Source organism: Aeromicrobium sp. IC_218 (genome assembly GCF_004336805.1).
Lineage (GTDB): Bacteria > Actinomycetota > Actinomycetes > Propionibacteriales > Nocardioidaceae > Aeromicrobium.
In genome coordinates this window covers 62829-75174 of record NZ_SJXM01000014.1, presented here as the reverse complement: position 1 = coordinate 75174, position 12346 = coordinate 62829, and the positions used below count along the sequence as shown (strand labels likewise).

Below are 12346 nucleotides of genomic sequence, written 5' to 3'. Positions count from 1 at the left end.
GGGACGCCGTGGCCGGGGGAGCGGTGGGAGGTGGCGTGGTCGGCGTCGGGGTCACCGGCGTGGTGCCCGGGCCGTCCGTCCGCGGATCGTCCGGGGGAGCCGGCGCCGTCGGCGTGACCCGGACCGGCTCGGAGAACCGGTCCGCGGCCACCGCCGTGCCCTTGCGTGACTGCAGCCGCACCTCGTGCACGTGGCCGTTCACCAGCCCGGTGAGCGAGGTGCCGGTGGTCTCGACGTCGGCCGCCATCGTCCAGTCCGTGCCCGCGGTCAGGTCGCGCACCCACACCCGCTCGGCGGTCGCCCCGTCGGGCCGGTCCCAGCGCAGCACGGCCATGGCGTCGCCCGGCTCGGCGCTCAGCGTCGCGACACCGCGCGGTCCGAGCGGGACGGGCCGCAGCGGCCGCGGGTACGGTGCGCCGACACCCAGCTCGGCGAGGGCGTCGGCGACGGACGCCGCGATCTTCACCTCCCCGGTTGCGGACGGGTGCGCCAGGTCGTAGGTGTCGACGTCCAGCTCGAAGTCCTCGGGAGCCCGCGCCACGACGACGCGCGACGACTCGGTGCTCAGCTCGTCCTCGAGCGCGGCGAGCAGCGCGTTGTACTCCGGGACGCCGGGGAGCCAGTGCTGCGGGAGCTGGCCGAGCACGACGTCGACGTCGGGACGCGCCGCGCGCGCCCGGGCGACGCCGTCGGCGGCGAGCCGCGCGAGGTCCTGCGGCGCGACGCGGAGCCAGGCCAGGTCGTTGACGCCCAGCGTCTCCACGACGACGTCCGGCCGGCACGCGGCCACGAGCGCGCCGGTCCCCGGCACCATGAGCGCACGCGCAGCTCCCCAGGTCGAGGCGTGGTCGCGGTCGAAGCCGGGGTCGGCGTACGTCTGGTCGTCGTCGCCCGGGAAGCGCTCGACCAGGTCGTCGCGGGGTCCGACCATGTCCACGTCGGCCCCGGCGTCGCGCAGGTGCTGCCACAGCCGGTAGCGCCAGGTCCAGTCGCCGGCCGAACCGTGGGCGACCGAGTCGCCCACGACCATGACGCCGGTGCCGTGGGCCGGCGCGACGCACGCCGAGCCATGCTCGTCCGCGGATGTCGCGCCCGCGGGAGCCACCAGGGTCGCGAAGGCGACGGCGAGGGCGGTCGGGACCGCGCGCCAGCTGCGTCGCACTGCAGAGCTCCAGGATCGGGACGTCGTACGTCCACACCGTCGGCCGCCGCCCTCCCGACCTGAGCCCCCGGAACGACGAAGGACGCCCCCGGACGATGTCCGGGGGCGTCCTTGCGGGTCAGGCGAGCGTCAGAGCGACGCGGCCTTCTTGAAGATCGAGGACTTGCGGTTCGCAGCCTGGTTCTTGTGGATGACGCCCTTCGAGGCGGCCTTGTCGAGCTTCTTGCCGACCTCGCGGGCGGCGGCCTGCGCCTCGTCGGTCTTGCCGGCGTCGACGGCGTCCTGGAAGCGGCGGATCGAGGTCTTCAGCGCCGAGCGGACGGACTTGTTGCGCTCGCGCGCCAGCTCGTTCTGACGGTTGCGCTTGATCTGCGACTTGATGTTGGCCACGGAGGCAAACCTGTTCTCTCGAAAACGTTAGGGGTAGCGCTGACGCGCGACAGTCGACTCTATCAGGCGCCGGCCGGGACGCCCAAATCCTCCCGGGCCGCACGGCGTCCGCAGCACCCGGCCGCGTAGGGAACAATGGGGGACATCATGAGTGCCTCCTCCGCGCCCCAGGTCCCGCAGCCCGGCTCCACCGATCCGGCGGTCCTGCGCAACTTCTGCATCATCGCGCACATCGACCACGGCAAGTCGACGCTGGCCGACCGCATGCTGCAGATCACCGGCGTCGTGGACGAGCGCGCCGCGCGGGCCCAGTACCTGGACCGCATGGACATCGAGCGCGAGCGCGGCATCACGATCAAGAGCCAGGCCGTGCGCATGCCGTTCACCAAGTCCAGCGGCGGCGACGCCGGCACCCCGTACGTGCTCAACATGATCGACACGCCCGGCCACGTCGACTTCACCTACGAGGTGAGCCGCTCGCTGGAGGCCTGCGAGGGCGCGATCCTGCTCGTCGACGCCGCGCAGGGCATCGAGGCCCAGACCCTCGCCAACCTGTACCTGGCGATGGAGGCGGACCTGCACATCATCCCGGTGCTCAACAAGATCGACCTGCCCGGCGCGCAGCCGGAGAAGTACGCCGAGGAGATCGCCGGCATCATCGGCGGCGAGGCCGACGACGTGCTGCGGGTCTCGGCCAAGACCGGCGAGGGTGTCGAGGCGCTGCTCAACGCGATCGTCGAGCAGGTGCCGGCACCCGTGGGCGACCCCGACGCCCCGGCCCGCGCGCTGATCTTCGACTCGGTCTACGACACCTACCGCGGCGTCGTCACGTACGTCCGCGTCGTCGACGGCAAGCTCTCGCACCGCGACAAGATCAAGATGATGTCGACCAACGCCGTGCACGAGATGCTCGAGGTCGGCGTCATCAGCCCCGAGCCGGTGAAGTCGCCCGACCTGGGCGTCGGTGAGGTGGGCTACCTCATCACCGGCGTGAAGGAGGTGCGCCAGAGCCGCGTCGGCGACACGGTCACCTCGCACGCCAAGCCCGCGCAGGAGCCGCTGGGCGGCTACAAGACGCCCAACCCGATGGTGTTCTCGGGGCTCTACCCGATCGACGGCGACGACTTCGCGACCCTGCGCGAGGCGCTCGACAAGCTGCAGCTCAACGACGCCGCGCTGGTGTACGAGCCCGAGTCGTCCGGCGCCCTGGGCTTCGGCTTCCGCATCGGCTTCCTGGGCCTGCTGCACCTGGAGATCATCCGCGAGCGGCTCGAGCGCGAGTTCAACCTCGACCTCATCGCGACCGCGCCCAACGTCGTCTACCGCCTGGAGATGGAGGACGGCCGCGAGATCACCGTCACCAACCCCAGCGAGTACCCCAACGACGGCAAGATCGCCAAGGTCTTCGAGCCGGTCACGCGGGCCACGATCCTCACGCCGACCGACTACATCGGCACGATCATGGAGCTGTGCCAGTCGCGCCGCGGCCAGCTGCTGGGCATGGACTACCTGTCCGAGGACCGCGTCGAGATCAAGTACACGCTGCCCATGGGCGAGATCATGTTCGACTTCTTCGACGCGCTGAAGAGCCGCACCAAGGGCTACGCGTCGCTGGACTACGAGCCCACCGGCGAGCAGGCCGCCGACCTGGTGAAGGTCGACATCCTGCTGCAGGGCGAGGTCGTCGACGCCTTCAGCGCCATCGTCCACCGCGACAGCGCCTACGCGTACGGCGTCGCGCTGGCCGGCAAGCTCAAGGAGCTCATCCCGCGCCAGCAGTTCGAGGTGCCGATCCAGGCCGCCATCGGCGCGCGCATCATCGCCCGCGAGAACATCAAGGCGATCCGCAAGGACGTCCTCGCCAAGTGCTACGGCGGCGACATCAGCCGCAAGCGCAAGCTGCTCGAGAAGCAGAAGGAGGGCAAGAAGCGCATGAAGATGGTCGGCCGCGTGGAGGTGCCCCAGGAGGCGTTCATCGCCGCGCTGTCGACGGGTGACGCGACCCCGAAGTAGGCCCTTCGGTCGGGGTGCGCAACCGTCTCGGCGGCCCAGCGGACACGGGACGGGATCGAGCGGCCAGACGCGCGGGAATGTGCTGCGCGTGCACCGTACGCATCAGTAGGGTGACACGCACCACACTGGCCGACCCCCGAGGTGATACCCCGATGACCAGGACGCCCTCCCCGCAGGAGCTCAAGATCGTCCAGGACCGTGCCCGCAGCGTGGGCGCGATGTTCCTCGCCCGAGTCCGTGAGTCCGGCAACCGCGAGGCGTACCGCTTCCCGGACGCCCAGGAGAACTGGCACTCGATGACCTGGGCCGAGACCGGGGAGCACGTGTTCAAGCTCGCCGCCGGCCTGGTGGCGCTGGGACTGGAGCCCGAGGACCGCGTCGCCATCGCCTCCAACACGCGCTACGAGTGGGTCTTCGCCGACCTCGCCGTGAACTCCGCGTCGCTGGCCACCACGACGGTCTACCCGACCACCGTCGCCGACGACGTCGCGTACATCCTGGCCGACTCCGGCAGCCGCGTGGTCTTCGCCGAGGACGACGAGCAGATCGCCAAGCTGCGGGCCAAGAAGTCCGAGCTGCCCGAGGTCTTCAAGGTCATCACCTTCGACGGCACCGCCGACGGCGACTGGGTCATCGACCTGGCCGAGCTCGAGCGGCTCGGCGCCGAGCGCCTGGCCCAGGAGCCCGACCTCGTCGAGAAGCGCATCGAGGCCACGTCGCCGGACTCGCTCGCCACGCTCATCTACACCTCCGGCACCACCGGCCGGCCCAAGGGCGTGCGCCTGTCGCACGACGGCTGGACGTTCGAGGGCGCCGCGATCAACGCCGGCGGCTACCTCTCGGCCGACGACCTGGAGTACCGCTGGCTGCCGATGGCCCACTCGTTCGGCAAGGTGCTGCTGACCACCCAGCTCGAGATCGGCTTCGCCGCCGCCGTCGACGGCCGCGTCGACAAGATCATCGAGAACCTGGCCGTCGTGAAGCCGACCTTCATGGGCGCCGCGCCGCGCATCTTCGAGAAGGCCTACGGCCGCATCGTCGGCATGATGGAGGAGGACGGCGGGGTCAAGCTCAAGCTGTTCCGCTGGGCCGAGGCCGTCGGCCTGGAGCACTCGCGCCTCGTCCGCGCCGGCAAGCCGGTCCCGGCCGGGCTCAAGGCCAAGCACGCGCTGGCCGACAAGCTGGTGTTCAGCAAGATCCGCGCCCGCTTCGGCGGCCGGGTCCGCTTCTTCATCTCCGGCGCCGCGTCGCTGAGCCGCGACATCGCCGAGTGGTTCCACGCCGCGGGCGTGCTAATCCTCGAGGGCTACGGCCTCACCGAGTGCTCGGCCGGCGCGACGGTCAACCACCCCGACGACTTCAAGATCGGCTCCGTCGGCCTGCCGATGCCGGGCTCGGAGATCAAGATCGCGCCCGACGGCGAGGTGCTCATCAAGGGCCCGCACGTCATGCGCGGCTACCACAACCTCGAGGGCGAGAGCGCGTCCGCGGTGACCGCCGACGGCTGGCTGGCCACCGGCGACATCGGTGAGCTCGACGAGGACGGCTTCCTGCGCATCACCGACCGCAAGAAGGACCTGTTCAAGACCTCCGGCGGCAAGTACGTCGCGCCGTCGATCGTCGAGGGCACGTTCAAGGGCGTCTGCCCGCTGGCCAGCCAGATGGTGGTCCACGGCAACGAGCGCAACTTCGTCTCCGCGCTCATCACGCTCGACCCCGACGCGGTCGAGGGCTGGGCGGCCCACCACGACATGGCCGGCAAGTCCTACGCCGAGGTCGTCTCGTCCCCGCAGATGCACGCGGAGATGGAGAAGTACGTCGCCGAGCTCAACGCCAAGCTCAACCGCTGGGAGCAGGTCAAGAAGTGGGCCATCCTGCCCGCCGACCTGAGCATCGAGTCCGGCGAGATCACGCCGAGCATGAAGGTCAAGCGCCGCGTGGTCGAGGACAACTACCGCGACATCCTGGACGGCTTCTACACGAGCGCCTAGTCCACGGCACCCTCGCCGGCCCGGTCGTCCCCTCGGGGGCGGCCGGGCCGCTGCGTGCTCCGGACGTGGGGGAGCGCCGTACCCTGGGCCGGTGACCAGGAGCCTCGGCGCGTACGTGCACGTCCCGTTCTGCTCGGTGCGCTGCGGCTACTGCGACTTCAACACCTACACGTCCGACGAGCTCGGCGAGGGCGCCACGCGCGCGTCCTACGCCGTGACGGTCGAGCGCGAGGTCGAGCTCGCCCGCGGCGTGCTGGGCCAGGAGCGTCCGTTCGAGACCGTCTTCTTCGGCGGCGGCACCCCGACCCAATTGCCGGCCGCCGACCTGGTGCGGGTCCTGGCCGCCCTGCGCGACCAGGTCGGCCTGGCGCCGGGCGCGGAGGTGACGACCGAGGCCAACCCCGACAGCGTCACGCCCGCCTCGCTGGCCGCGCTGCGCGAGGGCGGCTTCACCCGCATCTCCTTCGGCGTGCAGTCGGCCGTCCCGCACGTGCTGCGCGTCCTGGACCGCACCCACGATCCGTTGCGGGTGCCCGACGCCGTGCGCTGGGCCCGCGAGGCGGGCTTCGAGCAGGTGAGCGTCGACCTGATCTACGGCACGCCCGGCGAGAGCGTCGACGACTGGCGCCGAACGCTCGAGCACGCGGTCTCGCTCGAGCCCGACCACGTCAGCGCGTACGCGCTGATCGTCGAGCAGGGCACCGCCCTGGCCCGCCGGGTCGCCCGCGGAGAGGTGCCGGCACCGGACGACGACGACCTGGCCGACAAGTACGTGCTGGCCGACGAGGCGTTCGAGGCGGCCGGCCTGTCCTGGTACGAGCTGTCGAACTGGGCCCGCGACGAGGCGGCCCAGTGCCGGCACAACGTCCTGTACTGGCGCAGCGACGACTGGTGGGGGTTCGGGCCCGGCGCCCACTCGCACGTGGCCGGACGCCGCTGGTGGAACGTCAAGCACCCGGCCGCCTACGCGCAGCGTCTCGACGCCGGGCTCTCGCCCGAGAAGGACCACGAGCTGGTCGACGACGACACCCGGACGCTCGAGCGGGTGCTGCTGGAGTCGCGGCTGCGCACGGGCCTGGACCTGTCCGTCGTCCCGGACGGCCACCGGGCGCGGGTCGCGGGGCTGCGCGACCGCGGCCTGGTCGACGTCACCGGCGAGCGCCTGGTGCTGACCCGCGACGGCCGCCTGCTGGCCGACGCGGTCGTCCGCGAGCTCGTCTGACGACGTGATCTCGGTCACATCCCGGCGAAACGGGTAGGCCCGCTGGCTCCCGGTGCCGAACGTAGGCGGGTGCGTCGTGTCCTCGTCCTCCCCGCCCTCGTCCTGACGGTCGTCGCCGGCCTGCTGCCGGCCCTGGCCGCTCGGGCCGACGCGGCCGAGCAGGCCCCGAGCGGCACGCCGGTCGTCGTGATCGGCGACTCCATCTCGTCGGTCGGCGCGCGGGACCGCTACCGCCGAGGCGCGACCGGCGAGACGTCCACGCGTCCGGTCGTCTGGTGGGGGCGTCTGGCGGAGCTGGCCGGGCTCGATCCTCAGGCCATGCTGCCGCTGACCGAGGGAGGCAGCGGCTACCTCCACCCCGGCGCCGGCACGACCTCCGACGGTCGCCCGCTGTGCCACGGCACCACGTTCGGCCAGCGGCTCGCGGCGGTGCGGGCGGCGCGACCGCAGGTGCTCGTCGTCGCCGGGGGCCGCAACGACACCGCCACCTGCTCCGGGACGGTGCGGACCGCGGCGTCCCCGGACCAGCAGCGCCGCGGGATCCGCGCCTTCTACGCCGAGCTCGCCACCCTCGCCGACGAGATCGGGCTGCCGCGCACCCAGGTCTACGTCCTCGTGCCGTGGGGGACGAGCGAGGCCTTCAGCCGGACCCGGCTGGAGCGCGAGATCGAGGCGGCCGCCCGGATGCACGGGCTGACGTTCGTGCCCGTGCCGAACCTGGGCCGGACCGAGCTGCTCGACACGACGCACCCGAACGACGCCGGCGGTCGGCGTCTCGCCCAGGCGGTCGCGGAGGGGTCCACCATCACCGCGACGCTCACCGGACTGGCCGCGACGCCGCGCCCGGTGACCCGGCCGGTGTCGGTGCGCGCCAGCACGGCCTGCTCGGTCGCCGAGCAGGCCGACGCCCGCCCCGTCACCTGGGGCCGGGCCGGGGCCGCGGGGCTGGTGAACGCGCAGCTCGCGCGGGCCCGCCGGACGCCGCTGCGCGTCGGGCCCGGGTCGTGGCTGGACCAGGCCCTCCCGGCCGGCGCGTCGATCGTCGCCGAGCCTGCGGTGGGCGACGTCGCGTGGTGGCCGTCCGGCCCGCGGGCCGGCCTGGGCTCGGGCGAGCACGTCGCCGTCGTGCGCGGGCTGGGACGCGGCGGCCTGGACGTCCACGTCGTCGAGTCCGGCCCCACCCGCGTGTGCCGGCGCACGACCTACGGCCCGGCGTCGCTGCCGCGCGCGTACGTCCGCATGCGAGCGACGCGCGGCACGCCGCTCGGCCTCGTCACCGGCGTCCGGGCCGGACGTCGCTCGGTGAGCGTGACCGGGTGGGCCTACGACCCCGACGCGGCCACCGGACGCACCGGCGTGCGCGTGACCGTCCGCACGGGCGGCACGGTGCTGGCCCGCCGGGTGGTGGCCGGCCAGTACGAGCGGTTCGCCGTCAAGGCCACGGTGCCGGCCCGGACGGCCCGCGGCCTGCGTCCGGGCCGCAAGGTGCAGGTCGTCGTCGAGGCGATCAACGCGCCGGGCACGCACGGATCCAGGTCCGCGCGGCTCGGCACCCGGACGCTGCGCCTGGCACGCTGAGCGTCGTCCCGCTCAGGGGGTCGGGGCGGTCACGAAGTCGATGAGCTCCTCGACCCGGCCCAGCAGCGACGGCTCGAGGTCGGCGTAGCTGCGCACGGTGCCGAGGATGCGCTTCCAGGCGCGGGCGATGTCGGCCTGGTCGGCGTGCGGCCAGCCGAGCGCCTCGCAGATGCCGTGCTTCCACTCGGTGCCGCGGGGGATGACCGGCCACTTCTCGATGCCCAGCCGCTCGGGCCGCACGGCCTGCCACACGTCGACGTAGGGGTGGCCCACGACGAGCACGTGCGGCGTGCCGTTGACCTGGTCGGCGAGCCGCGACTCCTTCGAGCCGGGCACGAGGTGGTCGACGAGCACGCCGAGCCGGCGGCTCTTGGTCGGCTGGAAGTCGCGGACGATGGCCGGCAGGTCGTCGATGCCGCCCAGGTACTCCACCGCGACGCCCTCGACTCGCAGGTCGTCGCCCCAGATCTTCTCGACGAGCTCGGCGTCGTGGCGGCCCTCGACGTAGATGCGGCTGGGCAGGGCGACCCGGGCGCGGGCGTCCTTCACCGCGATCGACCCGGACGCGGTGCGTCCGCCGGTCTTCTGCACCACCACGGGCGCGTGCAGGGACACGGGCTTCCCGTCGAGCAGGAAGCCCGGGCCGAGCCGGAACGCGCGCTGCTTGAGGTGCCGGTCCTCCAGGACGACCAGGCCGTTCTCGACCTTGACGATCTCGCCGCAGAAGCCGCTGGTGGCGTCCTCGACGACGAGCCCGGCGTCGGCCGGGTGCTCGACGGTGCGCCCGCGCTTCGGCTTGCGCCAGTCGCCGGACAGGACGTCGTTGCCGTAGCGGTCAGCCATGGATCTTCCCGAGGAGTCGTTGGTGCAGGTCCTCGACGTCGGCCCGCGTCAGCGGACGTCCGTCGGGGGTGAGCAGGACGGTCTCGTCGGTGACGAGGCCGAGCGCGAGGTCGAGCGCCACCGGCCACGAGGCGGGCACGTGCTCGGGGACGACGGCCGGGGCCAGGTCGCCCAGCGCCACGCGCGGGGGAGCGGCGGGGTCGTCGGGCGCGGTGACGGTCATGACGAGCTCGCCGCCGACCGGACCGTCGCCCAGGTGGGCGACCTCGACGAACAGCGACCCCACGCCGGCGGCCCAGGCCGAGACCAGGGTGCCGCCGCGCGACTCGTGCTCGACGACGTGGCCGTCGAGCGTCACGCGGCGCGGCTCGTACTCCAGGCGCTGACCGGCGTCCTCGACCACGATGACGGGACCCTCGCTGCGCACCTCGCTAGACTGGCACTTGGCACTCGCGAGTGCCAGCAGACACGCCACCGACGCCCGGGAGGGGGAGCCAGCCTTGAGCGAGGACCGCAAGTGGGACGTCCTGCGGGCGATCGTCGAGGACTACGTCGCCACGCACGAGCCGGTCGGCTCGCGCGCCCTGGTCGAGCGCCACGCGCTCGGCGTCTCGTCGGCCACGATCCGCAACGACATGGCGCTGCTGGAGGAGGAGGGCTACATCCACCAGCCCCACACCAGCGCCGGCCGCGTGCCCACCGACAAGGGGTACCGGCTGTTCGTCGACCGGCTGGCCACGGTCAAGCCGCTGTCGCCGCCCGAGCGCCGCGCGATCGAGACCTTCCTGCGCGGCGCCGTCGACGTCGACGACGTCATGCAGCGCAGCGTCCGCGTCCTGGCCCAGCTGACCAACCAGGTCGCGATCGTCCAGTACCCGTCGCTGACCCGCTCGACCGTCCGCCACGTCGAGCTCGTCCCGCTGGACACCGCCCGCGTGCTGCTCGTCGTCATCACCAGCAGCGGACGCGTCGAGCAGCGGATCGTCGAGGTCGCCGAGGCGCCGTCGGAGACGCTGCTGTCGGACCTGCGCGGTCGCATCGTCACCGCCACGGTCGGCCGCCGGCTGCCCGAGGCGTCGCTGCAGCTGGCCGACCTGATCGAGACCTTCGAGCCGGCCGACCGGCCGATCGTCACCAGCATCGTCACCACGCTGTCCCAGGCGTTCGCGAGCGAGCGGGCCGACGAGCGCTTCGCCGTCGGCGGCGCCGCCAACCTGGCCCGATTCGGCCACGACTTCGACTCGGCCATCCGGCCGGTGCTCGAGGCGCTCGAGGAGCACGTCGTGCTGCTGCGCCTGCTGGGCGAGGCGACCGGCGGCGAGCTGCCGCGCGTCCGCATCGGCAGCGAGACGGGCCTGGAGGGCCTGTCGAGCAGCGCCGTCGTCTCCAGCCCCTACGGCAGCGCCGACGAGGCGCTCGCCACGCTCGGCACCCTCGGGCCGATGCGCATGGACTATCCCGGCACCATCGCCTCGGTGGGCGCCGTCGCTCGTTACGTCGGACGCTTGCTCGCCGACGGCTGACCCCCTGCCGGCCCGCCCGGCACACCCAGTGAGGACCCCATGGCACAGGACTACTACGACCTGCTCGGCGTGAGCCGCGACGCGTCGGACGCGGACATCAAGAAGGCGTACCGCAAGATGGCGCGCCAGTACCACCCCGACGTCAACGACAGCCCCGACGCGGCCGACACGTTCAAGGACATCGGCACCGCGTACGAGGTGCTGTCCGACCCGCAGAAGCGGGCGACGTACGACCGCGGCGGCAACCCCATGGGCGGCGGCGGGTTCGGCGGCGGGGGAGCCCAGGGCTTCAGCTTCGACGACATCATGGACGCCTTCTTCGGCGGCAACGGCGGCGGCGGACGCGGCCCGCGCCCGCGTCGTCAGCGCGGCCAGGACGCCCTGGTGCGGCTCACCGTCGACCTGGCTGACGCGGCCTTCGGCCTGACCCACGAGCTCAAGGTCGACACGGCCGTCACCTGCTCGGTGTGCGAGGGCCACGGCTCCGCCGACGGCCGCGAGCCGGTCACCTGCGGCACCTGCCACGGCCAGGGCGCCGTGCAGCACGTGCAGCGCTCGATGCTCGGCGACATCCGCACGTCCCGCCCGTGCCCGACCTGCCAGGGCTACGGCACCGTCATCCCCGACCCGTGCGCCGAGTGCGGCGGCGACGGCCGGGTTCGCTCGCGCCGCACGATCAGCGTGAAGATCCCCGCGGGCGTCGACCACGGCACCCGGGTCCAGCTGTCCGGCGAGGGCGAGGTCGGCCCCGGCGGCGGGCCGGCCGGCGACCTGTACGTCGAGCTCGCCGTGCGCCAGCACGAGTTCTTCACCCGCGAGCGCGACCACCTGTACTGCCAGGTGAGCGTCCCGATGACCGCCGCCGCGCTCGGCGCCCAGCTCGACATCCCGACGCTGGAGGCCGAGCTCGAGGAGCCCGGCGACGACGTCGAGACGTCCGTCGCGCTGGACGTCCCGCCCGGCACCCAGTCCGGCGAGACGGTGACGATCAAGGGCTTCGGCGTGCCGCGCCTGCGCGGCGGCGGCCGCGGCGACCTGCACGTGCAGGTCGTCGTCGAGACCCCCGAGAAGCTGGACGACGAGCAGCGCGAGCTGCTGGCCCGCCTGGCCGAGCTGCGCGGCGAGCAGCGTCCGGCCGGACGCATGGGCTCGGGACGCCACGGCGTCTTCGAGCGCCTGCGCGAGGCGTTCCGCTGACCGGTAGCCTGCGAGCGACGAGAGGAGCGTCCATGTCCGACGATTGCCTGTTCTGCAAGATCGTGAGCGGCGACGTGCCCGCCGAGGTCGTGGCCGAGAACGAGCACACGGTCGCCTTCCGCGACATCAGCCCGCAGGCCGCCTCGCACGTGCTCGTGGTGCCGCGCGAGCACCACCCCGACGTTGCGAGCCTGGCCGCGGCGCGTCCCGACGTCGCCGCCGCGCTGCTCGTCGACGTCGCCGAGGTGGCGCGGGCCGAGGGCAGCAGCAGCTTCCGGCTGGTGTTCAACACCGGCCCGGACGCCGGCCAGACGGTCTTCCACTGCCACGGCCACGTGCTGTCCGGCGAGCCGCTCGGCTGGCCGCCGCGCTGACGCCGGCCCGGAGACGTCGCGGCGCGACCGGCGCGCCCGTAGACTGGGGACGC

10 protein-coding genes and 1 pseudogene are annotated in these 12346 nt (G+C 73.0%); 7 read left to right on the top strand and 4 right to left on the bottom strand.

Annotation, left to right across the window (positions count from 1 at the left end; all coding sequences use genetic code 11):
- Together E0W78_RS14145 and rpsT are read right to left on the bottom strand one after the other, a co-directional pair.
- Positions 1 to 1162 (bottom strand): annotated as a pseudogene (locus E0W78_RS14145) (hypothetical protein); the annotation flags it as partial.
- 129 nt (positions 1163 to 1291) lie between these two features.
- Positions 1292 to 1552: a 30S ribosomal protein S20 gene (gene rpsT, locus E0W78_RS14140; protein ID WP_019146126.1), complete on the bottom strand. Its 261-nt coding sequence runs from the start codon at positions 1550 to 1552 to the stop codon at positions 1292 to 1294.
- 147 nt (positions 1553 to 1699) lie between these two features.
- Between rpsT and lepA the strand changes: the two genes are divergently transcribed.
- From lepA to E0W78_RS14120, 4 genes are all read left to right on the top strand, one after another.
- Positions 1700 to 3565 (top strand): translation elongation factor 4, encoded by a 1866-nt coding sequence (lepA, locus tag E0W78_RS14135; RefSeq protein WP_131404586.1) that lies wholly within the window; start codon positions 1700 to 1702, stop codon positions 3563 to 3565.
- Positions 3566 to 3717: 152 nt separating this feature from the next.
- Entirely contained in the window at positions 3718 to 5556 is a 1839-nt protein-coding gene (locus tag E0W78_RS14130; RefSeq protein WP_131404585.1) for a long-chain fatty acid--CoA ligase, read from the top strand.
- 91 nt (positions 5557 to 5647) lie between these two features.
- A complete protein-coding gene (gene hemW, locus E0W78_RS14125) occupies positions 5648 to 6778 on the top strand; it encodes a radical SAM family heme chaperone HemW (RefSeq protein ID WP_131404584.1) in 1131 nt (376 codons plus the stop codon).
- Positions 6779 to 6847: 69 nt separating this feature from the next.
- Positions 6848 to 8356 (top strand): GDSL-type esterase/lipase family protein, encoded by a 1509-nt coding sequence (locus tag E0W78_RS14120; RefSeq protein WP_165570519.1) that lies wholly within the window; start codon positions 6848 to 6850, stop codon positions 8354 to 8356.
- 12 nt (positions 8357 to 8368) lie between these two features.
- On the opposite strand, the gene E0W78_RS14115 is transcribed toward E0W78_RS14120, so the two are convergent.
- Together E0W78_RS14115 and E0W78_RS14110 are read right to left on the bottom strand one after the other, a co-directional pair.
- Complete coding sequence (locus E0W78_RS14115) at positions 8369 to 9199, bottom strand: DUF3097 domain-containing protein (protein ID WP_131404582.1); 831 nt, start codon at positions 9197 to 9199, stop codon at positions 8369 to 8371.
- Positions 9192 to 9626, bottom strand: a complete 435-nt coding sequence (locus E0W78_RS14110) for a hypothetical protein (protein ID WP_131404581.1) — start codon at positions 9624 to 9626, stop codon at positions 9192 to 9194. Before E0W78_RS14110 ends, E0W78_RS14115 begins: the two co-directional genes overlap by 8 nt.
- Positions 9627 to 9699: 73 nt before the next feature.
- Here E0W78_RS14110 and hrcA point away from each other — a divergent pair, with 73 nt between their 5' ends.
- Genes hrcA through E0W78_RS14095 form a run of 3 tightly spaced genes read left to right on the top strand, consistent with a single transcriptional unit; the run spans position 9700 to position 12293 of the window.
- Positions 9700 to 10722: a heat-inducible transcriptional repressor HrcA gene (gene hrcA, locus E0W78_RS14105; RefSeq protein ID WP_131404580.1), complete on the top strand. Its 1023-nt coding sequence runs from the start codon at positions 9700 to 9702 to the stop codon at positions 10720 to 10722.
- 39 nt (positions 10723 to 10761) lie between these two features.
- Complete coding sequence (gene dnaJ / locus E0W78_RS14100) at positions 10762 to 11919, top strand: molecular chaperone DnaJ (RefSeq protein ID WP_131404579.1); 1158 nt, start codon at positions 10762 to 10764, stop codon at positions 11917 to 11919.
- Positions 11920 to 11951: 32 nt separating this feature from the next.
- Complete coding sequence (locus E0W78_RS14095) at positions 11952 to 12293, top strand: HIT domain-containing protein (RefSeq protein WP_131404578.1); 342 nt, start codon at positions 11952 to 11954, stop codon at positions 12291 to 12293.
- The last annotated feature ends 53 nt before the right edge of the window (positions 12294 to 12346 follow it).